This window comes from Psychrobacter immobilis (assembly GCF_003148585.1).
In the GTDB taxonomy this organism is placed as follows: Bacteria; Pseudomonadota; Gammaproteobacteria; order Pseudomonadales; family Moraxellaceae; genus Psychrobacter; species Psychrobacter immobilis.
The window spans coordinates 86,144-112,466 of the sequence record NZ_QGGM01000012.1 but is presented as its reverse complement, the minus strand read 5'-3'; the positions used below and the strand labels follow the sequence as shown (position 1 = coordinate 112,466).

Here is a 26,323-nt window from a genome sequence, read left to right as displayed (position 1 = left end):
TAGAGCTTATCCACCCAATCGCTATGGACAAAGGTCTTCGCTTCGCTATTCGTGAAGGCGGCCGTACTGTAGGCGCTGGTGTTGTTGCTAACGTACTAAACTAATCTGTCCGTCTCAGTAATGAGCTTATAAATTAGTCATAAAAAAAGCCATCCTTAATCAAGGGTGGCTTTTTTTATTAATAGCTTAATAAGTCAGAGCAATGCTTATCAAGTCAGTGGTTATTCAAATACTAGCTGTATGTTTTAAACTATTAAAGCAGTAACTTCTGTTAGATTTTGGCTTTCATATGTGATTCTAAATAGAGTTTTCTGATTTTTTATCACTAAAAAAGCGATTTATTAAATTATCCAGATAAAATATCGTCTTAAAACTTGCATTCTCATTAAAACCTTGTATAATTATCAGCCTTAACACCCATAGGCGATTGGCTCAATTGGTAGAGCATCGGTCTCCAAAACCGAGGGTTGTAGGTTCGAGTCCTACATCGCCTGCCATCTTCTTATCACATCTTTGTTATACCTCACCATCTCCGAAGCGAGTTCTTTATGAGCAATGATCAAGATAACCTCGAGACTAAGTTATCTGATGCCAAGGCGGGTGCTGGTGGAATGCTGTCTAAAGGTAAGCACATCTCAGCGGGCAATCAAACAACTGCTGTTGAAGTGGCTAAAACAGGCTCAATAAAAGATGTGGTACTGTGGCTACTTGCCGCAGCAGTATTAATCGGGGCGACGTTAGTTAATCAGTATTTACCTGGCTATTGGCAACCTGCCAATGATGTCTGGGTACGTATTGGTATTATCGTTGCCCTTATTGTATTCGCCTTAGTATGCTTGGCATTAACGCATCAAGGCCGCGCTTTTAAAATATTATTAAAAGACGCTGCTGTTGAATTGCGCCGAGTGACATGGCCAGGTAAAGATGAAACGTTTCAATATACCTGGCAGGTCATTGTCATGATTGCCATTGTTGGTTTTCTGGTTTGGTTATTAGATAACTTTTTCAATTGGTTCGTTGGCATCTTTATTGGTTAGTCGCACGTATTAGTGAGTCTTACCCCAAAATTTACTTATAATGATCAGGAGCGTGATATGCGTTGGTATATTGTCCAAGCGTTTTCAGGATATGAAAAGCAAGTACAGCGTTCATTAACTGATCGTATTAATCGTAGTGACTTCGCTGAATCATTCGGTGACGTATTGGTTCCTACTGAAGAAGTCGTCGAAATGAAAGACGGCAAAAAGCGTAAGAGTGAGCGTAAGTTCTTTCCGGGTTATGTATTGATCCAGATGGAAATGAACGACAATACTTGGCACATCGTTAAAGAGTGCCCACGTATTATGGGTTTCATCGGTGGTACACCTGAAACACCAGCGCCAATTACGCAAGTAGAAGCGGATCGTATTTTAAACCGTTTGAATCAGACTGAAACTGACCCACGTCCTAAGACTCTATTTGAGCCGGGCGAAGAGCTGTTAGTTATCGATGGTCCATTTACTGACTTTAAAGGGTTGGTAGAAAAAGTGGATTACGAGAAGTCTAAACTACATTTAACGGTAAACGTATTTAATCGACCGACTCAGGTCGAGCTTGAATTTAGTAAAGTTGAAAAGCTAGACTAAATCAGCAAAAAAGTTCATCAACCGGGGAGCTGTTAGTCAATAAGGTTTATACCACATTGATTTGGCGCTATTACCCATTTAGGAGAAAATCATGGCTAAGAAGATTGATGGTTACATCAAACTACAAGTCCCTGCAGGTAAAGCAAATCCTTCACCACCGATTGGTCCAGCATTGGGTCAAAAAGGCGTGAACATTATGGCGTTCTGTAAAGAATTTAACGCTGCGACCTCAAATCAAGAGCCGGGTCTACCGATTCCTACTGAGATCACTGTATATAGCGATAAGTCTTTTACTTTCATCATGAAGTCACCACCAGCTGCATACTTACTACGTAAGGCTGCTGGTATCGCTAAAGGTTCTGGTACACCAAATACCGCTAAAGTCGGTAAAGTTGACCGTGCACAACTAGAAGACATCGTTAAGACCAAAGATGCAGATTTAACTGCTGCTGATCTTGATGCTGCTGTTCGTACCATCGCTGGTACTGCACGTTCAATGGGTATTACCGTGGAGGGTGTGTAAATGAGCAAGCTAACCAAACGTCAAAAAGAAATTCAAAGCCGTATCGTACATGAAAAGCAGTATACAGTTGAAGAAGCGGTTCAAATCCTAAACGATTTACCACCTCTTAAATTCAAAGAGTCAATTGATATTGCGATTAACTTGGGTGTTGACCCACGTAAATCTGATCAAGTGGTTCGTGGCGCTACCAACCTACCTGCTGGTACTGGTAAAACCAAACGCGTTGCTGTATTTGCTCAAGGTGCTGCTGCTGAAGCCGCCAAAGAAGCTGGTGCAGATATCGTTGGTTTTGAAGACTTAGCAGAATCAATCAAAGCTGGTAACATGGACTTTGATATCGTTATTGCTGCTCCTGATGCAATGCGTGTTGTTGGTCAACTAGGTACTATCCTAGGTCCACGTGGTCTAATGCCTAACCCTAAAGTCGGTACGGTTACGCCTAACGTTGCTGAAGCGGTTACTAACGCTAAAGCCGGTCAAGCACAGTATCGTGTAGACAAAGCAGGTATCATCCACACGACTATCGGTCAAGTTGGTTTTACTGCTGAGCAAGTAATCCAGAATGCTGAAGCACTGATTGCAGATTTAAGACGTGCTAAGCCTGCTACTTCTAAAGGTACTTTCATTAAGAAAATTACCTTGTCTAGCACGATGGGTCCTGGTCTAAGTATTGATCCAGTTCCATATCGCACAGCAAAATAATTAGATATGTGCCTTTATTTGACGATTTTAAATGAAGGCTGCAAAAATATTTTAAAGAATTAGGTCAGCGTAGCAAACGCTATGCTGTCTAAGACCGTAGGTAGAAAGCGGTTTTACGTTTTTATTAATTGTTTTCGGATCATTAGTAATAACAACGAGCTGCTTTTGTTAATCGACGAAAGATGAAAATCTTAGTTGTCCTACGCAGACGGTGACCCACCCAGTTGTTGATAAGAGCCGATAGTTCAATCTATCACTTGATGTCATTCTGATAACGGTGCCGTAATCAGTCGTTATGAGTAAATTTATTTTTAATAAATATGCTGATAACGTGTCGTATCAAGTCAGTCTAAGCGATTCGTTTAATTATTAAATGCCAATGCTTAAAAGCTTAGGTTTAAATGATTAAATATTCAGCTGATTGATAAGATTAAAGGAGTCAACTTATGGCATTAACGCTAGAGCAAAAACAACAAGTTGTGGCTGAAGTGTCTGAAGTTGCTGCTAATGCTTACTCAGCAGTAGCTGCCGAATATCATGGTATTGGTGTTGCAAAGCTTACTAAGCTACGCGAACAAGCCCGTGAAAAAGGCGTCGTTTTGAAAGTGGTAAAAAATACCCTAGCAAAACGTGCGTTTGAAGGCACTAAATTTGAGAGCATGTCAGACCGTATGACTGGTCCATTACTTTTGGCTTTCTCTATGGAAGATTTGGGATCTGCTGCTCGAGTTGTTTTCGAGTTCAGTAAAGATCACAAAGCTTTAGAGACCAAATTGGTATCAGTTGGTGGTGTTGTTTATGGTCCAGAAGAGCTAGAGCGCGTATCGAAGCTACCAACTCGCGACGAAGCAATCTCTATCTTGATGGCTACTATGAATGCACCAGTTACCAAGCTTGTTCAAACTATGAACGCTGTTCCTAGTAAGCTTGTTCGCACGGTAGCAGCAATCAAAGACGCAAAAGAAGCGGCATAATTGCTTGTTTTAACGTAACTTTGACATCGCCGATTGCACTTTACTGCCAACACTATTTGAAAATTTGGCAAGCAATCCAAGCGATTTTAAAATCAATTAATTTTTATCAGATAACGGAGAGTTCTCATGGCACTATCTAAAGATGACGTGTTAAACGCAATCGCTGAAATGTCAGTAATGGATATCGTTGAATTAATCAGCGCTATGGAAGAAAAATTCGGCGTAACAGCTGCTGTTGCTGCTGCACCTGCTGCTGCTGGCCCTGCTGCTGCTGCTGCTGAAGAAAAAGACGAGTTTGACGTAGTTCTTGCCAGCTTTGGCGAGAAGAAAGTTGGCGTAATTAAAGCCGTACGTGAAGCTACTGGTCTTGGCTTGAAAGAAGCGAAAGATTTGGTTGAAAGCGCTCCAGCTCCAATCAAAGAAGGCGTTAACAAAGCTGAAGCTGAAGAGTTGAAAAAGAAACTTGAAGAAGCTGGTGCAACTGTTGAACTAAAATAAGCCTCGCTTATCTTAGTGTTGTACAAAAAAAGCTGGTAATGCCTTGCATTGCCAGCTTTTTTTTACTATAATTCGTAGCTTGACCTTTTGTGTCTGCCAACATACGTATGCAACATCACGGTGGATACCCATCAAAAGGACAGACGATATACATGCAAGCACACATGCCAGTTTTTGAAATCAGTTAATTTAAGCTAAACGTCCATAGATGTTTGGCATTTTTTTGTGTCTGCATGCTTTCCCATTAACACTATAGTTTATACTGATTCTAAAAGTTATAGTTACCCCGATTATTATTAATTCTGAAAAGCTATTAAGTTTAGGTTGTCCGTTTCGCAGAGTATTACTGTCAGTAGTTAGGCTTATAGACGGTACATATCAGCGACGATATTAGTTTTGATAGAATTGTTGGTTTTGAAAGAGCCTGTTTTTCGAAAGAAAAATGACTAAATACAATCAGTTTTGATAGCAGATAACTTAGAAATACCCTTGAACGAGTCATTTTTTCTTACCTCTATGAGTAAGTTTTGCCTAAAAAGTAATATGTTTTAGATGATGTGATATTGAATTTGGTCGTCTGAGTGGTCATATAGACTGACTTAGATACCGATCATAAAATGAAAGTAAGGGTGCTAAGGGTGCTAAGTAAGCACTGATAGCAGAAGTAGTAATTGACAAAAGATATCAACTGAACACGATTACCTGTTTTATATTATCGTTTACGTCGCCAAGTTTGCATCGTATTTATGCACGCTGGCCACGCTTTTAATTTGTTTCCACGTTTACTGTAAGGACTCTCGATGGCATATTCTTATACTGAAAAAAAGCGTATTCGCAAAAGTTTTGCTGAATTGCCCACTGTGATGGACATTCCCTATTTACTGTCTATTCAAGTAGATTCTTACGAGCAATTTTTGCAAGAGCACAAAAAGCCGAAAGCTCGTGAGAATACTGGTTTGCAAGCTGCGTATTCCTCTATTTTCCCAATTGAGAGTCACTCTGGTAACGCAGAGCTACAATTTGTTGAGTACTATTTAGGTACGCCTGAATTTGACGAGCGTGAGTGTATCTTACGTGGTTCAACATTTGCCGCGCCGATGCGTGTCAAAATCCGTTTGATCATCAAAGATAAAGACAGCAAAGACAAAGACAGTAAAGCTGCTATCAAAGATATTCGTGAGCAAAGCGTTTACATGGGCGAGATGCCTTTGATGACAGCTAACGGTACTTTTATTATCAATGGTACTGAGCGTGTTATCGTATCTCAGCTACATCGTTCACCTGGTGTATTCTTTGATCATGATAAAGGCAAGTCACATTCAAGTGGTAAGGTGCTATATAACGCGCGTATTATTCCTTACCGTGGTTCATGGTTAGATTTTGAATTTGATGCCAAAGACTTAGTTTTTGCTCGTATTGACCGTCGTCGTAAGCTATTGGCTTCAATTATTCTACGTGCGCTTGGTCTAACAACGTCTGAAATCTTAGATTTGTTCTTTGATAAAGTAGCCGTATATAAAGGTGAAGAGCAATTCGAGATTGATTTGGTTGCTGATCGCTTGCGCGGTGAGATGGCTCAGTTCGATATCGTATCACCAGAAGGTGATGTAATCGTCGAGCAGGGTAAACGTATCAACGCCCGCCGTATCCGTCAGCTTGAAGAAGCAGGTATGACGAAGATTGCGATACCTGATGAGTATCTCTATGAGCGTATTTTAGCTGAAGATATCGTGGTGAATGACGAAGTTATCGCTAAAGCGAATACATTGATTGACCATGAGTTATTGGTTAAATTAAGCGCATTTGAAGCCAGCGAGTCTATCAAAGAATTCAGCATTCTATTCACCAATGATATCGATCAAGGCAGTTATATTGCCGACACTTTGCGTGCTGATAGTACGTCAAGCCGTGAAGAAGCATTGATTGAAATCTATAAAGTCATGCGTCCAGGTGAGCCACCAACGGTTGAGACCGCTGAAAAACTATTTGACAGTATGTTCTTCAACGCTGATCGTTATGACTTATCGAACGTCGGTCGTATGAAGTTTAACCGTCGTTTAGGGTTAGAGTTTGATAATACTGATGATCCAGACATCCAACGCGCTCGTAGCGTATTGACCAATGCCGATATCGTTAATGTCTTAAAAGAATTGATTGAGATTCGTAACGGTCGCGGTGAAGTCGATGATATCGATCACTTGGGTAACCGTCGTATTCGTTCGGTCGGCGAGATGGCAGAAAACCAATTCCGTGTTGGTCTAGTACGTGTAGAGCGTGCAGTCAAAGAGCGTTTAAGCTCAGCGGAATCTGATAACTTGTCACCACAAGATTTGATTAACTCAAAACCTGTTGCTGCTGCGGTCAAAGAATTCTTTGGTTCAAGCCAGTTATCGCAGTTTATGGATCAGAACAACCCGTTGTCTGAAGTTACCCATAAACGCCGTGTCTCAGCTCTAGGACCTGGTGGTCTGACCCGAGAACGTGCAGGCTTTGAAGTACGTGACGTACATGATACCCATTATGGTCGCGTATGTCCGATTGAGACTCCTGAAGGTCCAAACATTGGTTTGATTAACTCACTAGCGACTTTTGCAAAGACCAACAGCTTTGGCTTCTTAGAAACGCCTTATCGCCGTGTGGTTGATGGTAAAGTAACAGATGTTATTGAGTATTTATCAGCGATTGAAGAAGTCGGTACGGTCATTGCACAGGCTGATTCACCAGTAACCGCAGAAGGCGCGTTATCTGATGAGATGGTCAGTGTGCGTAGCTATGGTGAATTCGTCCGTATGCCGCCAGAAAAAGTGACGCATATGGATGTGTCGCCAAGTCAGGTTGTATCGGTAGCTGCTGGTTTGATTCCGTTCCTAGAGCATGATGATGCTAACCGTGCCTTGATGGGCTCGAACATGCAGCGTCAGGCAGTTCCTACACTACGTGCTGATAAGCCGTTAGTAGGTACGGGTATGGAGCGTCACGTTGCGCGTGACTCAGGTGTTTGTGTGATCGCTAAGCGTGGCGGTGTGATCGAAGACGTTGATGCCTCACGTGTTGTGGTTCGTGTCAATGAAGATGAGATGATTGCTGGTGAAGCTGGTATTGATATCTATAACCTCGTTAAATACACGCGTTCTAACCAAAATACTTGTATCAACCAACGTATTATCGTCAACCAAGGTGATGCTATTGCTGTAGGTGATATCTTGGCTGATGGTCCGTCAACGGATCTGGGTGAGCTTGCATTGGGTCAGAACATTCGCATCGCATTTATGCCGTGGAATGGTTATAACTTCGAAGACTCAATCTTGTTATCTGAAAAAGTCGTGAAAGAAGATCGTTTCACCACGATTCATATTCAAGAATTGACCTGTGTGGCACGTGATACCAAGCTCGGAACCGAAGAGATCACTGCGGATATTCCAAACGTTGGTGAAGCCGCTTTATCAAGTCTTGATGAAGCAGGTATCGTTTATATCGGTGCTGAAGTCGACGCTGGTGATATTCTAGTTGGTAAAGTGACGCCAAAAGGTGAAACGCAACTAACGCCAGAAGAGAAATTGCTCCGGGCTATCTTTGGTGAAAAAGCGGCTGATGTTAAAGACACGTCGCTACGCGTACCAACCTCAAGCAAAGGCACGGTTATTGACGTTCAAGTCTTTACTCGTGATGGCGTGGAAAAAGATGCACGTGCAAGAGCAATTGAAAAATCACAGCTTGATAGCTATCGTAAAGATTTAAAAGAAGAGCTACGTATCTTTGAAGAAGCGGCTCGTGGTCGTATTGGTAACTTGCTTGATGGTCAAAAAGTCAGCGGTGGTTCTGGTTTAAAAGCCGGTACAGTGATGGCATTGGCTGATATGAAAGATATGAGCCTTGAGACTTTACTTGATATTCAGCCTGTTGAAGAAGAAATCTCTGAGCGTCTAACGCAAATCGCTGAGTATTTGGTTGATAAGCAAAAAGATATCGATGTGAAGTTTGCTGAGAAAAAACGCAAATTAACCGCTGGTGATGACTTACAACATGGCGTACAAAAAATCGTTAAGGTATATCTAGCGGTTAAGCGTCGTATTCAGCCTGGTGATAAGATGGCGGGTCGTCATGGTAACAAAGGTGTGGTATCGCGCATTATGCCAGTTGAAGACATGCCTTATGATGAAAATGGTAATACCGTTGACATCGTCTTGAACCCACTTGGTGTACCATCGCGTATGAACATCGGTCAGGTTCTAGAAACGCATTTGGGTATGGCAGCGAAAGGTTTGGGCGAGAAGATCGATGGTATGCTCAAATCGCAAGCAGCGATCAAAGAGCTACGTGACTTCTTAGACAAAATCTATAACCAAGTCGGCGGTGAGCAAGTTGATCTTGATAGCTTGAGTGATGATGACATCATGGCGCTAGCAGATAACTTGCGCGCTGGTGTACCAATGGGCACAGCAGTATTTGATGGCGCAAGAGAAAGCCAAGTTAAAGATTTGCTAGAGCTTGCTGGTATGGATCGCGATGGTCAACAGACGTTATATGATGGTCGTACTGGTCAGAAGTTTGACCGTAAAGTAACCGTTGGTTATATGTACATGCTCAAACTTAACCATTTGGTTGATGACAAAATGCATGCACGTTCTACCGGTTCTTACTCACTAGTGACGCAGCAGCCACTCGGCGGTAAAGCTCAGTTTGGTGGTCAGCGCTTCGGTGAGATGGAAGTCTGGGCACTAGAAGCTTACGGCGCGACTTATACGTTACAAGAGATGCTGACTGTGAAGTCGGATGACGTTGAAGGCCGTACGCGTATGTACAAAAACATCGTTGATGGTGAGCAGTATATGGATCCAGGTATGCCTGAATCGTTTAACGTACTGACCAAAGAAATCAAATCATTGGGTATTAATATTGAGTTAAAACAAACCCATTAAGCACGGCTGATTGAGACTATCGTTAACATGGTCTCAGTTGATTATTATCCTTAGTGGTCAACCTAAAAGCAGTATGCGCATCGCTGCTGCTTTTAGTGATTTGTCTCAACCCTATTCATTGCCTTCATTCATCTTATTTGCGTCAATAATACGCTATCAGATGATTATAAAGATAACGGAGAAGCAACTTGAAAGATTTACTCGATATCATGCAAAGCCCTACCGGCAACGGTAATCAAGAGTTTGATAGCATTCAAATTACTTTAGCCTCACCTGACGTCATTAAGTCATGGTCACATGGCGAAGTGAAAAAGCCTGAAACGATTAACTATCGTACGTTTAAGCCTGAACGTGATGGTCTATTTTGTGCCAAAATCTTTGGTCCAGTAAAAGACTTTGAATGTTTATGTGGTAAATATAAGCGCCGTAAGTTCCAAGGCGTTATCTGTGAAAAATGTGGCGTAGAAGTAACGACTGCGAAAGTACGTCGTGATCGTATGGGTCATATTGACTTAGCCAGCCCAGTGGCGCATATTTGGTTCTTAAAATCATTACCAAGCCGTATCGGTCTATTGCTAGACATGACGCTTCGTGATATCGAACGCGTCCTATATTTTGAAAGCTATATTGTTACTGAGCCAGGTTTGACTTCTCTAGAGAAGTATCAACTGCTTGATGATGAAGATTATTATAAAGCGCTTGAAGAGTTTGGCGATGAATTCACTGCCAAAATGGGTGCTGAAGCGGTTCAAGACCTATTGAAAGATATCGATTTAGATCTTGAAATCGATGATTTGCGCGAAGCGATTCCGCAAACGGGTTCTGAAACCAAGCTTAAAAAGATGTCTAAGCGTCTTAAATTATTAGAAGCCTTCCGTGACTCTAATAACAAGCCTGAGTGGATGGTGATGAACATCTTGCCAGTACTACCACCAGATTTGCGTCCGCTAGTACCACTAGAAGGCGGTCGTTTTGCGACTTCAGATCTAAACGATCTATATCGCCGCGTGATCAACCGTAATAACCGTCTAAAGCGTCTGCTTGAGCTGAGTGCCCCTGATATCATTGTACGTAACGAAAAGCGTATGTTGCAAGAATCAGTTGATGCCTTGCTTGATAACGGTCGTCGCGGTCGTGCCATTACTGGTAGTAACAAGCGTCCATTGAAATCTTTGGCAGATATGATCAAAGGTAAGCAAGGCCGTTTCCGTCAAAACTTACTTGGTAAACGTGTCGATTACTCTGGTCGTTCGGTGATCGTTGTTGGTCCAACGCTACGTCTACATCAGTGCGGTTTACCAAAGAAAATGGCACTTGAATTATTCAAACCATTTACTTATAACAAATTATTGTCTCATGGTTTAGCCACGACAATTAAAGCTGCCAAAAAGATGGTAGAGCGTGAAGAGCCGCAAGTGTGGGATATGCTGGCCATGGTTATTCGTGAGCATCCAGTACTCTTGAACCGTGCACCAACACTTCACCGTTTGGGCTTGCAGGCATTTGAGCCAGTACTAATCGAAGGTAAAGCAATCCAATTGCATCCGCTCGTTTGTACCGCGTTTAACGCCGATTTTGATGGTGACCAAATGGCCGTTCACGTGCCATTGACCCTAGAAGCACAGCTTGAATCACGTGCCTTAATGATGTCTACCAATAACATCTTGTCGCCTGCGAACGGTGATCCAATCATCGTACCGTCACAGGATGTTGTACTGGGTCTATATTACATCAGTCGCTCGTCTATCAATGCCAAAGGCGAGGGCATGATTTTTGCCACCGTTAATGAAGCATTGCGTGCGATTGGTTCAAACGATTTGCATGTAAACGCTAAGATCAAAGTGCGTGTTACTGAGACGCATATTGATGAAGATGGCAATGAGACTAAAGAAATCAGCTTAAAAGAAACGGTTGCAGGTCGTTTATTGATCTGGAACATCATGCCTAAAGGTATGTCTTTTGATGAATGTAACCAAGAGATGACGAAGAAAAACATCTCTCGTTTGATCAACTCTTGCTACCGTAAAGTTGGCGTTAAAGAAAGTGTCATGTTTGCTGACCAATTGATGTATCTTGGTTTTGCCCAAGCGACATTGTCTGGTGTGTCTATCGGTATTGATGACATGGTTATTCCACCACTGAAAAAGCAAATTATCGAAGTGGCAGAAGGCGAAGTTCGCGAAATCGAAGATCAATTCGAGCAAGGTTTTGTGACCGCTGGTGAGCGCTATAACAAAGTAGTTGATATCTGGTCACGTACCAACGACAAAGTCGCTAAAGCGATGATGGACAACTTAGCCACTGATAAAATCATGAACGCCAAAGGTGAAGAAGAAGAGCAGAAGTCATTCAACTCTATCTTTATCATGTCAGATTCGGGTGCTCGTGGTAGTGCGGCTCAGATTCGTCAGTTGGCTGGTATGCGTGGTTTGATGGCTAAGCCAGATGGTTCAATCATTGAAACGCCAATTAAAGCAAACTTCCGTGAAGGCTTGACCGTACTTCAGTACTTTATTTCAACGCATGGTGCACGTAAAGGTCTTGCGGATACGGCACTTAAAACGGCTAACTCAGGTTACTTGACGCGTCGTTTGGTTGATGTGGCACAAGATTTGGTTATTACCAGTGATGACTGTGGTACTGAGCAAGGCTTGCTCATGAAACCACATATTCAAGGTGGTGAAATCATTGAGAAGTTAGGTGAACTAGTGCTAGGTCGTGTGACGGCTCGTGATGTGACTTATAACGATGATGCCGATAAGGTATTGATTCCAGCAGGTACTTTGATCGATGAGCATTGGGTAAACGTGCTTGATAACAATGCGATTGATGACATCTGGGTACGCTCAGTTATTACTTGTAATGTTGAGCATGGTGTTTGTTCACAGTGTTATGGTCGTGATTTGGCTCGTGGTCATAAAGTGAATATCGGCGAATCAGTTGGTGTTATGGCCGCTCAGTCTATCGGTGAGCCTGGTACTCAGTTAACGATGCGTACATTCCACGTGGGCGGGGCAGCAAGCTCAGCATCAGTGGATAACAGCATCTCAGTTCGTAGTGCTGGTCAAGCGCATTTCGAAAACATGAAAACGGTTCAACATACCGATGGTCACTTAGTCATCGTATCGCGTTCAGCTGAAATCGCCTTGACCGATGAGCTTGGTCGTGAGCGTGAGCGCTATAAAGTGCCTTATGGTTCTAGCGTGCTTGTGAAACACGAAGATCAGGTTGATGCTGGTCAAACCATCGCTAAATGGGATCCGCACACGCATCCTATTATCACAGAATTTGCTGGTACTGCACGCTTCAGTGAGATCACTGATGGCTTGACTGCTACCGTAAAAGTTGATGATGCGACTGGTATGAGCTCATTTGAGATTCTTGCTACTCGTGACCGTTCAAGTTCAGCAAAAGACTTACGTCCTGCGATTATCTTGAACACTGATGAAGGTAAAGAAGTGGTTTACTTCTTACCAGCTGAAACCATCATTCGCGTCAGCGATGGTGAAAAAGTAGCAGCCGGTTCGATTTTGGGTCGTGTACCACAAGCCTCTTCAGGTACCAAAGATATTACCGGTGGTCTACCACGTGTTGCTGACTTGTTCGAAGCACGTCGTCCAAAAGATCATGCCATCATGGCAGAAATGACAGGTGTGGTTAGCTTTGGTAAAGAGACTAAAGGTAAAAACCGCTTCATCATCACCAATGAAGATGGTGAGATTCATGAAGAGCTAATCCCGAAATGGCGTCAAATCAACGTCTTTGAAAACGAAACGGTAGCACGTGGTGAAGTGATCGCTGATGGTCCACAGAATCCACATGATATCTTACGTTTGAAAGGTCAGACTGCACTTGCTGATTACATTGTTAACGAAGTACAGGATGTTTATCGCTTGCAGGGTGTAAAAATCAACGATAAGCACATCGAAGTGATTATTCGTCAGATGCTGCGTAAAGTTGAAATCACTGATGGCGGCGATTCAAACCACTTCAAAGGCGATCAAGCAGAGTACTCTGATATCAAAGCATTGAATGCTAAGCTGGAAGCGGAAGATAAATTCCCAGTACAGTTCGAGCGTCAATTACTAGGTATCACCAAAGCAAGTCTGGCAACAGAAAGCTTTATCTCAGCAGCATCGTTCCAGGAGACGACCCGTGTACTAACTGCGGCTGCCGTGACTGGTAAAGTGGATGAGCTACGTGGTCTGAAAGAGAACGTCGTTGTTGGTCGCTTGATTCCTGCTGGTACTGGTCTTGCTTATCATAAAGCACGCAAAGAGAAAGCGGAGCAAAAACTGCTAGATAAAGATCTTAAAGCAGGGTTTGACAATGCAGCATTTGATATGTCAGCGAGCACGGACAGTAAAGACTTTGCAAGCTTTGATGAAGCCTTTGCACAAGAGCTTAATCAGGATAATTAATAGTATTAAGCGTCTTTGATTTATTGTTAATTTGATAAAAAGCCAGCCTAAGTTGCTGGCTTTTTTGTGTGTGCAATAAAGTGAGAAATGCATGGTACTGTTATCTAAAAAAATAGTACACTGGAAAATATGCCCTAATTTACATTTCATATAAGGATAAGTCGCAAATGGCAGGTAAAACCCGTGTTGCCAAATATCAAGCAGATCGTACCAATCAAAAACTGTATTTCTGTCGTCTATCCTGCCAAGCGGCGGGAAGTACCGATGATAAGCAGCTATACCAAGCCCATTGTGAAACTGCTATTTTTCATCTATACGGTGCCTTTCTCGCATTTACCCAAGAGCTAGGTTATTTTTATAGTTTAAACCTGAGCGCACCAACATTGTCAGATATTGAGCAAGCATTGAGCGAGCGTACCCAAGTATCGCCTGAAATTCAACGCTTGCAGCAGTTACAGCAGCAGGGTTTTTTGGCCAATATAGAGCGTGCGTATCAGCGTTGTTTGTACGCCGTGCCGCCAGATACTATTGTAGATCAAACACCAAGCAATACTGCCTCACCTGATCTTATTGTTAACGTTGTGACCTTGTCGAATCAATGGTTGCCAGATGAGACGACCATACGAGAATGGCGTCAGCAGTTTTTAGAGCTGATTGAGCAACTACGTGCTGGTATGGTTGAGTTCTAAAAATAGTTATTAAAATTTATCTCACGCTTATCACCATTTTTAAAATGAAGACATGTCCTAGTTGACTGATGACTGTCCTTTAATAGAGTGGTATTGATCAAAATATTAAGTATAAAAAAGGCTTATTTAGCGAGTGCCAAATAAGCCTTTTTTTACGTCATAAGTTTATATTATTAATGGTTGTCTACTCTGGTATCGGTGGCATGCGCTCAACGGGTGTTACCGATAAAGGGTTTTGCGGCACACTATCATTACTACGACTGTTACTAGGTTTGGCTGCTTGAGAGCTAGTTTGTACTTCAACAGGCTCAGCTGGTGGTGATTTACGCTGTTGAGTCTGCGTCTTAACTGGTTTTTCTGATTCGCTGCTATCCGTATCTTCATCATCGGCCAGAATACCATCATCAGTCATTTCTATAATTCTTTGTTTTTGCTTTTTCGATTTGGCGCGGTTATTGATAGACACCCACTGATGAGGCGTGTCTTTAAGTTGGGCTTTCATAAAATCCATCCAAACGGGTAGAGCTGCCACACCACCATATTCGCGACGACCCATGGTTGATGGTTGATCAAAACCCATCCATACGACAGTTGCATTGGTAGGATGAAAACCTGCAAACCAAGCGTCTTTTGCTTCATTGGTGGTACCAGTCTTGCCACCAATATCATCACGACCTAAAGCCTTGGCTCGTACTGCCGTACCACGCTGTACGACGTCACGTAAGATATCTGCCATCTCAAAAGCGACTCTGGGTTGTAAGATTCGAGGTGCTTGCTTAGCCAGTGCATATTGAACCGCTGGTGCTTTTAAGCGATCGGCCTGTGGGCTAGCATCATAAACCTTTAAATTTAGCGCTTTACCGTTTTGTTCACTATTATCACTGTTTTCTAAGTTTTGTTCTTTAACCGTCACTTCATCATCGATAACACTGTCTTCATTTTCAATTGATTTCTTATAATCTTCGATGAGATTTCTATTGAGGTCTTCAAGTTTTTCATTGAAGCAGGTGGCACACGCTTGGCGTGGGTTTGCCTGAAAAAGGAGGTTATTATTATAATTATAAATTTGTTCGATAAAATACGGCTGTACACGGTGACCGCCATTCGCGAACGTGGCATAGGCTGTTGCCATTTGTAACGGTGTTGCTTGTCCTGCACCTAACGCTAACGACAAAGTCGTCGGTAGCTTTTCTTTATCAAGTCCGAATTCATCTAATAGGTCGCGCGTATCAGAGATACCAATGGCTTGTAAGAGACGAATAGAGACTAAGTTACGAGATAAATATAGTCCACGGCGTAAAGTGATTTCGCCTAAAAAACGTTGATCAGAATTTTTTGGTTTCCAGTCACCCACTTGAATCGGTCGATCCGAAACAATGCTATCTGGGCGATAGCCTTTTTCTAGAGCAGCGGTATAGACAAGCGGTTTAATGGTTGAGCCTGGTTGACGCCAGCCTTGTAGAGCACGATTGAATTTACTGTGATTAAAGTCAAAGCCACCGACTAATGCCTTAACAGCACCAGTTTCTGGATTCAAGGAGACCAGACTTCCTTGTAGTTCGGGGATTTGTCCCAGCTGCCAATTACCATTCGCGGTCGGTATCAAACGAATGATATCGTTTTTATTGACAATTTGGCGGGCGTTGTCAGGAAAGTAACCGATACGATTGGCAGAAATATAATTGCGTGCCCAGCTCATCCCAGACCAACCAACGGTCACATTTTCACCAGAGGGCATTGTCGCCTCAAAACTGCGAGCATTAACCTTGGTGACTTTGGCGGGAGTCATATTACTATAGCGGCGGAAATTTTCTAGCGGTTCATCATTTGCTTCAGCCCCGCGCCAACCATGACGATGTTCGTAAGCCACCAAACCGGTCAGTACCGCTGTTTCCGCATCTGTCTGTGCTTTGCTATCAACGGTAAGACGTACCCGCCATCCACTATGCATCACTTGCTCACCATAGCGATCAACTAAGGTAGAGCGTGTCATTTCTGCCAAATATGGCATATTGACGTCGAGCTTCTCTTTATAGAGGTTAATGCCTACTGGTGAGCTGATCGCTTCGTCGCGTTGTACTTTGCTGATATAGCCTAATTCGTGCATGCGTCCAATGATCCAGTTGCGGCGAGTGAGGGCGCGACTGGGATTGGCAACAGGATTGTATTTAGAAGGGGCTTTTGGTAGGCCCGCCAACATTGCTGTTTCAGCAATAGTGAGGTTTTCTAGGGATTTACTATAATATTTTTTTGCCGCGGCGCGGATACCATAAGCGCCTTCGCCTAGATAGATTTTGTTGACATAAAGCGTCAAGATATCATTTTTACTGAGCTCATCTTCTATTTTACGTGCTAAAAATAGCTCGACCAATTTGCGATTTAAGGTGCGCTCTGGACTTAAGAAGTAGTTTTTGGCAACCTGCATGGTGATGGTAGAGCCGCCCGTTTGGCTGTCGTCATCAGTCACTACTTCTGTCACTGCGCGACCAAGACCTTTAATACTAATACCACTGTGCTGGAAAAAGGACGCATCTTCTGCTGCTAAAAAAGCATGAGTCAAATTTTCAGGAATGTCCTCAAAAGTAATTGGTAAAGACAAACGGTTACCATATTGGCCAATGAGTTTGTCATCACTACTATATATCTGTAATGGCATTTCTAAATTTGCTATTTTAATCTCTTGAATGCTAGGCAGGGTAGGCGATAAATACATCGCCATCCCATAAAAACCAATGGGCACAGCAAGTGCTAAGATAACTGCCAATGCCAAGCAGGCAATAACAAGCCCCACCAAAAAGTGAATGAGACGGGCGGTAGCATTTTTTTTGGTCATAAGAAGACTTATCAATTAAAATTTGCAACAGATAAAACATTATACCTTGAACAAAATCAGCAGGTCATAATAAATGTGTAAGTTGACCTTAATAACCTGTTTAAATGCTTGAATCTATCTGTTAAGTAAAGTATTGTACTGAATTATTACAAATAACTATCAGATTGTACACTTAATATAAGGTATAGAGTTTGTGAGGCTATTTACTTCCAAGAGTCAGAATTTAATTGGTGTGGATATCTGTGCCACTTCAGTAAAGTTGGTTGATATACAGCGCCAACAGGGCATGTTTCATCTAAAATCTTATGGTATTGAAAGACTGCCAGAAGGTATAGTCGTCGATAAACTTCTTGTAGACACCGAAGCGGTTGGTCATATTATTGCTAACTTAGCTAAACGTTGTCATGTCGCTGGTAGTAGTGCTGCAACAGCCGTGTCAGGATCAGCAGTAATCACTAAAATTATTGATATGGATGCTGCGCTAAGCGACGTTGAGCGTGAAGCGCAGATACGTTTAGATGCTGATCAATACATACCTTATCCATTAGAAGACGTCAACTTAGACTTTGAAGTTTTAGGGCCATCTTTAGCAAGTAATGATATGGTGCAAGTCTTACTTGCCGCATCACGCTCGGAGAATGTTGACCAAAGAGTTGATGCCTTAACCTTTGGTGGTCTTCAAACGAAGGTCATGGATATTGAATCACATGCGATAGAACGTGCTTTTGGACTCATGGTAAATAACTTACCAAATGCCCCTGAGTTAGTGGCTTTGATAGATATTGGTCACAATCAAACGACTTTATATATCGCTAAGAACGGTGAGTTTATCTATAGCCGTGAACAATTATTTGGTGGTGTTCAGTTAACAGAAGCGATACAAAACCGTTATGGACTATCTGCTGAAGAAGCGTCTGTTAGTAAGCGTGAGCGTACCTTACCAGATGACTACTATCTTGATGTGCTGACGCCTTTTATCGAAAATGCTATTCAACAAATTACTCGCTCATTGCAATTTTATTTTTCTTCAAGCCAATACAGTAGTATCGATCATGTGGTCCTTGCTGGTGGTAGTAGCTCTATTTCTGGTCTTGCTGGCATGGCACAGCAAAAACTTGGGGTGACTGTCAGTATTGCCAACCCTTTTACCAATATGACTATTGCCCCAAATATCGATAATGAGCAACTGGCCATTGATGCACCAAGTTTAATGGCTGCGTGCGGTCTTGCGTTAAGGAGCTTCGACTAATGGCTCGTATTAACCTATTACCTTGGCGCCAAGAAGAGCGCGAGCGTCGCAATAAAGAATTTCTCACGTTAGTAGTGGCAGTGACTTTGCTTACTTTATTGGCTGCATTTGCTTCATGGAGCTACTTTAACAACGAGCTTGATGAACAACTTGATGCGAACGCATTGATTGAAAAAGAAAATGCGCTTTTAGATACGGCTTTGACTGAAATTGATAGTCTAGAGCAGCGCCGTGAGGATATTATTTCACGTATGCAAGTCATTCAAGACTTGCAGGGTCGACGTCCTGTGCCTGTTCGTTTATGGGATGATCTAGCTAAAGCCATCCCGCCGGCACTCTATTTGAATAACCTCAAACGTGAAGGCGATGTTTTGACGCTGACAGGTCGAGCTGATAATCCAAATATTGTGTCAAGTTTGATTCGTAATCTTGATGATAGTAAATGGATGGGTGATTCAGCCGTTAGTAATATCCAACAAAATATCAGTGCTTATGAATCTGCACCAGTGCTTAATAATACGGTCACCGCTGGTGAACAGCCGCGTCCTATTTATCCTGAAGACAGTTATGTACAGTTTGTGATCACGACCAAAGTACAGTCGGAAACAGCCGCTCCTGTAGAAGGTGCTGACGGTACCACTGTACCTGGAGGTGAGTTATGAAGCTTAACCGTAAAAAAAGCCTGATTAAAACCAAAAAAACAGCATTGAAACCAAAGCAACAGTTTGATTTACAGGAGTTTCGCCGCAGTTTTGAATCGTTAGACTCTGAAAACTACGGCAGCTGGCCATTACCTGTAAAGGTAACGGTAATAGGGCTTATCATTACGCTCATCGCAGCGTTGGCATGGGCTTTACCGATTAGTAGTAAAATCGATGAGATCAATGCTGCTGAGAGCCAGCAACAAACGTTACTTGATAGTTATCGTGAAAAAGAATCACGCGCGCGTCATTTAAAAGCTTACCAAGAGCAAGTTGTCCAAATGGAAGCTGAGTTCAATACCTTACTCGATCAGTTACCAAAAGATACGCGTGTATCAGAGCTGGTTGAGGGCATTAACATGACGGGTGTCGGCAGCAATATACGTTTTCAAGACATTTCAGTAGAGCCTGAGATTGAAAACGAATTTTTTATTGAGCAACCTATCCGCATTGCTGCTTTGGGCGAATATCATCAGTTTGGTAGCTTTATTAGTGGTCTTGCCGCCTTACCACGAATCATTACTATGCATGATTTTGAGGTCAGCAATCCGCAGCCGACATTGGATGTTTTACCGGAGCTTAATTTGGTATTACAAACCAAAACGTATCGTTCAAAAGAAGCTGACCCTGAGGGTGATGAAACGGTTGCTGTCACTGACGCTGCGACCACTGATAATGCAGGAGGCAACTAATGAATATTCAAAAACTGCCTACGCTATTGGTTTTAAGCATGGCTGTATTGTCCATGACAGGGTGTGCGGATCGCATTGGTATGGCAGAGCAATCAATGACCGATATCCGTAATCAGCCAGCTCAACCTATTGAACCACCGCCCAAAGCTGAGCTAGTAGAAGACTTTGTTTATAGTGCCAGCGCCCAGCGCAGTCCATTCTTACCACCGAGTTTAGTCAATGTCCAAGGTCCCACCACCTCCATCGATGGTGTGCGTCCTGACATTACCAGAGTGAAAGAACCTCTTGAGCAATATGAGCTATCGCAACTGATTTTTCGTGGTGTCGTAATTTCACCTGAAGGTCAGCGATATGCGTTGGTACAACGCCCTGATGGTTCAGTCGCGAGTGTGAAAGTAGGTGATTATCTTGGACTAAATGACGGCCGTATTGTTGAAATCACGCCGACCCAGATTAACTTGATTGAAATTGTGCCAGACAGCCGCGCTGGGTTTGTTGAAAAACCCCAGTCGTTGGTTTCACCCATAAGCTAAGTCGGCAGATTTTTTGAGGAATAAATAATGACAGTACGCAATAACAAGGTAACGATGATGAGCAACCGCGTATCTTCTGCTTTTGCCATTTCAGCATTGGCAATCAGCATGGTAGCAGTGAGTAATAGTGCCCATGCCGCACAGCGCATTAACGAAGTTTCTGTGGTACAAACTGCACCAGCAGTGACGCAAATGCGTTTGGGATTTGAAGGTTTACCAGTGTTACCTGCTGCTTATCAACTTGATAACCCTAGCCGTTTGGTATTAGATTTTGAACAAGTGCAAAATGGACTTGCTAGTCGCTTTAATGAATACAATATTGGTATGATTGATAAGGTCACGACTTTAAATAGTGACAGTACCACGCGTCTGATTGTTGAGCTAAAACAGGCAGGTAACTATACGACATCGATTGAGGGTAACGATTTACTATTAACCATTACCGATCCTAACCGTCCAGTAATGACCAATGATCCTATCCAAGACGTACTCAATGACAATAATGCGATCACGAGGACAGCAGTCGTTACACCGATTTTAGAAACCAGTAGTGCACCGGCAGTCAATATAGCCAGTAAAACGGTGGTTAAAAACCAAGTGCCTGCTGATACCATGGTGGTCAGAGTTAACCCATTATTAAGCCCACAACTTGCTGCATCGCAAGTGAGTAAGCAATATAGCTATGATGGTTTGAGTGCCGTCAATTTTGCCGCAGGAAATGATGGTGGTGGCAACGTTAGCATCGCACTTACCAATGAAGCCATTCCCGTTGATGTACAACGTCAAGGTAACAAGTTAGTGGTACGCTTAACGGGTAGCACCGTGCCAAGAAATTTATTGCGCCGTTTGAATATTAATAGTGGTCTGGTTGAAAGTATTGATACTAAAAACCAAGGTCAAAATGGTGTAATTACTATTAATGTCAAAGAAGATTATGAGTATCAGGCTTATCAATCAGGCAATCAGCTGAATATTAATATCAGAAAACCTGAGCTACTACGTGAGCCAACACTTGAAGAAAAAGTCTATAGCGGTGAAGCGCTATCTATGGAGTTTCAAGACGTTGAGATTCGTAGTGTCTTAGATATCCTAGCGCAGTTCACAGAAATGAATATTGTGGCTAGTGATTCAGTCGCGGGCAATATCACCTTACGCCTGATTAATGTCCCATGGGATCAAGCGCTAGATATTATTCTAAAGAGTAAGAATCTTGGTAAGCGTGAGAATGGCAATGTCATTTTGGTTGCGCCTTCCACCGAGCTTGCTGAGCAAGAAGCACGTGAGCTTGAAGCACAGCAAGCAGTTGAGTCTTTTGCGCCATTACGCACAGAATATATTCGTCTTAGCTATGCAAAAGCACCAGATGTTTTGACACTTATTTCTCAAGGCAGTGGCTCATCAGGTGGCAGCAATGCAAATGCTGCTGATAACAATACTTTATTGTCTAATCGTGGAACGGTAACGGTAGATGAGCGTACCAATACCTTAATTATTAAAGATGTGGCTGACAGTATCGAGAATATCCATAAGTTGATTGGTAAAATTGATATTCCAGTCCGTCAGGTTATGATTGAAGCGCGTATTGTGAGTGCTAGTGATAGCTTTAGTAAAGAGATTGGGGTTCGTTGGGGTATCTTGTCAAATGGTGCTGCTAACAACCGTAATTTATTGGTCGGTGGTAGTAATCAAACGTTATGGGATTTAAAAGACTTTGATGTAGAAACGACGACGGTAAATGGTCAAACGGTTTCTTATCCTTCATACGATATTACTCGTCCTGATAACTTAAACGTCGATTTAGGTGTGGCTAACCCCGCGGGTAGTATTGCCTTTGGCTTGCTTAGCATGTCAGATGTAATGCTTGATCTTGAATTGTCAGCACTGCAAGCGGATAATCGCGGTGAAGTGATTTCTACGCCGAAGATTCTGACAGCAGACAAGCAAACGGCGAAAGTCTCTTCAGGGACGCAGATTCCTTATCAAGAAGCGTCTGCCAGTGGAGCAACTACCACTAGCTTTAAAGAAGCAGCATTGAGTTTAGAGGCCACACCAAATATCACCCCAGATGGCAAAATCGGTTTGCAATTGTTAATCACTAACGGTACGCCAACCATTATTAATAATCAGGTTGCTATTGCTGAAGACTCTATTTCAACCAATGTTATTGTTGAAGATGGTCAAACGGTTGTGTTGGGTGGTGTCTTTAAGAATCGTACCAGCAATGGTGTCGATAAAGTACCTTTCTTAGGAGATCTGCCTTATATCGGCCGGGCTTTCCGTAAAGACGTGCGTAGTAATTCGAAAGAAGAGTTATTGATATTTATCACGCCAAAATTAATCAATGATGGTATTAGCCGCTTGGATTAATCATTTATTGATTGGTTTTCGCTCAAAAGAAGCAAGCATCAACGCTTGCTTTTTTTATGGAAAAATTTTCATATTGATTGAATTTTACTAACAATAATCAACGCTCATTACTAGCCAGAATATCAATGACGTTGTATCATAGCTAATTTAGCTGAGTAAGTATTATGGTGGAGGAATTGCCGTCGGTATTTTTAGTAGGGCCGATGGGAGCAGGGAAGACAACCATCGGTAAATTGCTGGCTAAGCAGTTGGGGCGCACCTTTGTAGACAGCGATTGGTACATTGAATCGCAGACAGGGGCTGACATAGCTTGGATATTCGCTAAAGAAGGCGAGGCGGGCTTCCGTGAGCGTGAAACGCGCGCCATCGATGAGTTGACTCAAAAAGACCAAATCGTCTTAGCGACTGGTGGTGGCGCTGTGATGTGTGCTGAAAACAGAGCGTTTTTGCATCAGCGTGGCATCGTGGTTTATTTGAACGCGCCAGTTGATGTGCAAATGGCTCGCACGGCTAAAGACAAATCACGACCACTGTTACAGCAGCCAAATCCTAGAAAAATCTTGCAAGATTTATATAGCACTCGTGATCCCTTATATCGCCAAGTTGCTCATATTATTATGCCAACTGGTCATACTTATCCTCGTCATATGGTCAATCAGCTCTTACAGCAACTAGAGTCATTTACTGACTCGACTGCTATAGCACCAGAAGATAAAGAAAATTAACCATAATGATAAACTTTATCAAGGCGTGTCCTCATTTAAAAATGGCGATAAAAATCAGGACGCGCCCTAGTTAAGCTCAGCTACTTTTACCTCATTCAAAATGCTTAGGGAGTGTTTAATGGCAACGCCACTGTTTCATGACGGTTTAACGGTTCATACGCAAAGCCATGACTATCCAATCGTCATTACTGAAAAAACAGCGATAGATCACAACAGTATGGCAAAGCTGATCACACCTTATATTCGTGGTCGCCAAGTATTGATTGTCACTAATGATACTGTTGCGCCTTTATACCTAAACGCTTTAGAAAAAGAGTTAACAGAGCAGTTCACTGTGCGTGTTTGCGTATTGCCAGATGGTGAGCAATATAAGCATCAGACCAGTATCAATCAAATTTACGATGTATTGATGGCAGCGCATTTCAATCGTGACGTTACGCTTATTGCTTTAGGTGGTGGCGTTGTGGGCGATATGACGGGCTTTGCTGCTGCAAGCTTTATGCGTGGTGTAAATTTTATCCAGATTCCAACCACGCTACTGTCACAAGTGGATTCGAGCGTTGGTGGTAAGACGGGCATCAATCACCCTCAAGGCAAAAACATGATTGGCGCTTTTTGGCAGCCGCAAATGGTACTTGCTGATATGAGTACGCTCAAGACTTTGCCAGCGCGCGAGTTGTCAGCCGGGTTGGCTGAGGTCATTAAATACGCACTCATTATGGATGTCACGTTCTTAGATTGGCTGGAAGTCAATCTGCCAGCGATGATGGATTTGGATTTAGCGGTACTTGGTGATGCCGTAAAACGCTGCTGTCAGTATAAAGCCGATATCGTCGCGCAAGATGAAAGAGAGTCAGGCGTGCGAGCATTGTTAAATTTTGGTCATACTTTTGGTCATGTCATTGAAACCCATGAAGGCTATGGTAATTGGCTACACGGTGAGGCAGTTGCTGCTGGCATGGTACAAGCCGCAGAGTTATCACAGAGAATGGGTTGGTTAACGGCTGAGGACGTTGCTCGTATTAAGCGTATTTTAACCTTAGCAAATTTGCCCATCACCCCGCCACGCATTGATACACAAACGGTGCTAAGCTTGATGGGACATGATAAAAAAGTGAAACACGGACAAATCCGCCTGATTTTGTTAAAATCACTAGGTCAGGCCATATTGACCAATGATTTCGATGAAGATCTTTTGCATGCGGTATTGTCAGAGCACAGCGTATAATGTCTCAAAGCTTTAGTGCTCATGAATACTTACTGAACGCAACGGTTTAAAGCAGACTGGCTCGCCGCCATTCTACTTACTGCGCATCTCTTGAATGCGGTCAACTTTATTTTCACCAAGGATACTCCCATGGCAGCTTCAAGATCGACGCCGCGTACCGCTAGCCAGTCATATCGCCGTCAAGCGTTGATTTGGCTGATAATGACCTTGCTGCTGGGTGTGGTTACGGCTCTGATTTGGATGTTTAGTCAAACGCCAGCGATGGGTGCCAAAATTGAAAATGCTCCCATATCAGCACCGCAACCATTGAGTGCTGAGCTTGAGCAGCCCTTAAAAATAGAGTCGTTACACGAGCTTGATACCGACGTGCAGCCCATTAGTTTTGATACGACGGTACGTGATTTGCGCAATTATCCTGCTGAGTTTAAAGACAAACGTTATTTGTTGGCGAACAAAGGTAAGTGGACAGTGCAGGTGATGAATGTCGCCGAAAACGATGTGATTGTCAGTTATCTAGAAGGCCGCGCAGACCGTAATAAATTTGCTTATTTCCGTTATCTTGATGATGAAAATCAAGTCCGCTATATGTTAACTTATGGGCTCATGAGTAGTCCACAAGAAGCGGTTGGCGCTGCAAAACTGATAGACTTTAAGTTGCCAGCCAATGTGCGCGTGTTGCCAGAAGAGATCAATCGTTATGTCGGTATCATTGATAATTATGAACGCCCTGATCCGGTTAAAGATTTGAGCACCAGACGCACACGTTCTGTTGATCTAAAGCCGACTAAGCGCGAAGTGCCAGTGCGCCAGCCACTGCCAGAAACGAATAATGGGGACAATGCTGGTCGTAGCAGTCAAGAAACTGCCAGTAACGGCGACAATGAAAGTATCCGTCAGTCAGCAGATACCTCTGATACTTTATCGGTCACTGAAGAGCGCATTGTTGGCAATGAAGAGGAAGTATCCTCTGTTACCACGCCTAAAAATGAAGGTAGTGGAACTAAGTCTGAATCAGAGAATAAAAAACCAGTGACATCAGGCACTGAAAATACCACTAAAAACCCCCCAGTAGTCGCAACACCAAAGCCGCCAAGTAGTACCAGTAGCACAAATTCTGGCGCAAACGCTACTAGCAAGAATAGCAATCCTCCTAAGAGCAATAACGACAGCATAAAAACACTGATAGAAGACAAAAGTAATTAGAGTGTGTTTGTCCTTTGAACATATCGTTGATAGTTATGATAACCTCGTTATCACTATGATTGACAAAAGCCCACTGACAAGCTGGTTAGTGGGTTTTTTTGTGGAGCATCATAAAGCATATAATTAGTGCTAAAAATACATTTCCAAAAGAAGTTGATCTTAATTAAGTATCTCAACTAAGCCTTGTCACAGATACTATGTATCAAAATTTGCATAGAACATTTAATCATCCTATAACCAATAGTAATAAGTTCTCTTACAAAATATGGTGGGTGAATGGATAGAAAAGACTAGATTTTTTGTCCGTCATTAACTAATATAACTGTGGGCGACGTTCTGTATAGTTATCGTAAAAATTGTTTTTTAACAATGAATTGGTAAACTTCTATCATTTAAAAGATACGTTACTAAAATTTTTTGTCTCAAGCGTTGTCACTTGCT

Annotated in this window: 19 protein-coding genes and 1 tRNA gene; 19 read left to right on the top strand and 1 reads right to left on the bottom strand. The window is 42.6% G+C overall.

The genetic code is table 11. The features are described from left to right. From C8D84_RS10310 to C8D84_RS10260, 11 genes are all read left to right on the top strand, one after another. Positions 1-104: EF-Tu C-terminal domain-related protein (locus tag C8D84_RS10310; RefSeq protein ID WP_456154006.1), on the top strand; the 104-nt coding region annotated here is incomplete at its 5' end. 317 nt (positions 105-421) lie between these two features. Then, a tRNA-Trp gene (locus C8D84_RS10305) sits at positions 422-497 on the top strand. Positions 498-548: 51 nt separating this feature from the next. After that, a complete protein-coding gene (gene secE / locus C8D84_RS10300; RefSeq protein WP_083475710.1) occupies positions 549-1,037 on the top strand; it encodes a preprotein translocase subunit SecE in 489 nt (162 codons plus the stop codon). 57 nt (positions 1,038-1,094) lie between these two features. Beyond that, positions 1,095-1,625: a transcription termination/antitermination protein NusG gene (gene nusG / locus C8D84_RS10295; RefSeq protein WP_045443893.1), complete on the top strand. Its 531-nt coding sequence runs from the start codon at positions 1,095-1,097 to the stop codon at positions 1,623-1,625. A 91-nt stretch (positions 1,626-1,716) separates the two neighbouring features. Continuing rightward, entirely contained in the window at positions 1,717-2,148 is a 432-nt protein-coding gene (gene rplK, locus C8D84_RS10290) for a 50S ribosomal protein L11 (RefSeq protein ID WP_010201717.1), read from the top strand. After that, entirely contained in the window at positions 2,149-2,850 is a 702-nt protein-coding gene (gene rplA, locus C8D84_RS10285; RefSeq protein ID WP_045443901.1) for a 50S ribosomal protein L1, read from the top strand. A 446-nt stretch (positions 2,851-3,296) separates the two neighbouring features. Further along, positions 3,297-3,824: a 50S ribosomal protein L10 gene (gene rplJ, locus C8D84_RS10280; protein ID WP_045443904.1), complete on the top strand. Its 528-nt coding sequence runs from the start codon at positions 3,297-3,299 to the stop codon at positions 3,822-3,824. A 126-nt stretch (positions 3,825-3,950) separates the two neighbouring features. Next, positions 3,951-4,322 (top strand): 50S ribosomal protein L7/L12, encoded by a 372-nt coding sequence (gene rplL, locus C8D84_RS10275; protein ID WP_011514491.1) that lies wholly within the window; start codon positions 3,951-3,953, stop codon positions 4,320-4,322. A gap of 800 nt (positions 4,323-5,122) precedes the next feature. Continuing rightward, a complete protein-coding gene (gene rpoB / locus C8D84_RS10270; RefSeq protein WP_109591938.1) occupies positions 5,123-9,241 on the top strand; it encodes a DNA-directed RNA polymerase subunit beta in 4,119 nt (1,372 codons plus the stop codon). A gap of 188 nt (positions 9,242-9,429) precedes the next feature. Beyond that, the gene (rpoC, locus tag C8D84_RS10265) at positions 9,430-13,662 is read left to right on the top strand and encodes a DNA-directed RNA polymerase subunit beta' (RefSeq protein WP_055124834.1); all 4,233 of its coding nucleotides are present in this window, start codon (positions 9,430-9,432) and stop codon (positions 13,660-13,662) included. A gap of 167 nt (positions 13,663-13,829) precedes the next feature. Beyond that, positions 13,830-14,351, top strand: a complete 522-nt coding sequence (locus tag C8D84_RS10260) for a DUF6586 family protein (RefSeq protein WP_109591936.1) — start codon at positions 13,830-13,832, stop codon at positions 14,349-14,351. Positions 14,352-14,535: 184 nt separating this feature from the next. Here C8D84_RS10260 and C8D84_RS10255 read toward each other — a convergent pair whose 3' ends face one another. Then, positions 14,536-17,184: a penicillin-binding protein 1A gene (locus C8D84_RS10255; protein WP_109591934.1), complete on the bottom strand. Its 2,649-nt coding sequence runs from the start codon at positions 17,182-17,184 to the stop codon at positions 14,536-14,538. 193 nt (positions 17,185-17,377) lie between these two features. Between C8D84_RS10255 and C8D84_RS10250 the strand changes: the two genes are divergently transcribed. From C8D84_RS10250 to C8D84_RS10215, 8 genes are all read left to right on the top strand, one after another. Then, positions 17,378-18,433: a pilus assembly protein PilM gene (locus tag C8D84_RS10250; RefSeq protein ID WP_109591932.1), complete on the top strand. Its 1,056-nt coding sequence runs from the start codon at positions 17,378-17,380 to the stop codon at positions 18,431-18,433. Further along, positions 18,433-19,095 carry a PilN domain-containing protein gene (locus C8D84_RS10245; RefSeq protein ID WP_109591930.1) on the top strand — a complete coding sequence of 221 codons (663 nt, stop codon included), beginning with the start codon at positions 18,433-18,435 and terminating at the stop codon, positions 19,093-19,095. Before C8D84_RS10250 ends, C8D84_RS10245 begins: the two co-directional genes overlap by 1 nt. Next, on the top strand, positions 19,092-19,826 hold the full coding sequence (locus C8D84_RS10240) for a type IV pilus inner membrane component PilO (protein WP_045453405.1): 735 nt from the start codon (positions 19,092-19,094) through the stop codon (positions 19,824-19,826). The genes C8D84_RS10245 and C8D84_RS10240 overlap by 4 nt, the downstream gene beginning before the upstream one ends. Continuing rightward, positions 19,826-20,359: a pilus assembly protein PilP gene (locus tag C8D84_RS10235; RefSeq protein WP_055124829.1), complete on the top strand. Its 534-nt coding sequence runs from the start codon at positions 19,826-19,828 to the stop codon at positions 20,357-20,359. The genes C8D84_RS10240 and C8D84_RS10235 overlap by 1 nt, the downstream gene beginning before the upstream one ends. Positions 20,360-20,386: 27 nt before the next feature. Then, complete coding sequence (gene pilQ / locus C8D84_RS10230) at positions 20,387-22,726, top strand: type IV pilus secretin PilQ (RefSeq protein WP_109591928.1); 2,340 nt, start codon at positions 20,387-20,389, stop codon at positions 22,724-22,726. 164 nt (positions 22,727-22,890) lie between these two features. After that, positions 22,891-23,451 (top strand): shikimate kinase AroK, encoded by a 561-nt coding sequence (aroK, locus tag C8D84_RS10225; protein ID WP_045453412.1) that lies wholly within the window; start codon positions 22,891-22,893, stop codon positions 23,449-23,451. A 118-nt stretch (positions 23,452-23,569) separates the two neighbouring features. Beyond that, on the top strand, positions 23,570-24,679 hold the full coding sequence (aroB, locus tag C8D84_RS10220; RefSeq protein WP_109591926.1) for a 3-dehydroquinate synthase: 1,110 nt from the start codon (positions 23,570-23,572) through the stop codon (positions 24,677-24,679). A gap of 129 nt (positions 24,680-24,808) precedes the next feature. Then, the gene (locus C8D84_RS10215) at positions 24,809-25,882 is read left to right on the top strand and encodes a hypothetical protein (RefSeq protein WP_109591924.1); all 1,074 of its coding nucleotides are present in this window, start codon (positions 24,809-24,811) and stop codon (positions 25,880-25,882) included. The last annotated feature ends 441 nt before the right edge of the window (positions 25,883-26,323 follow it).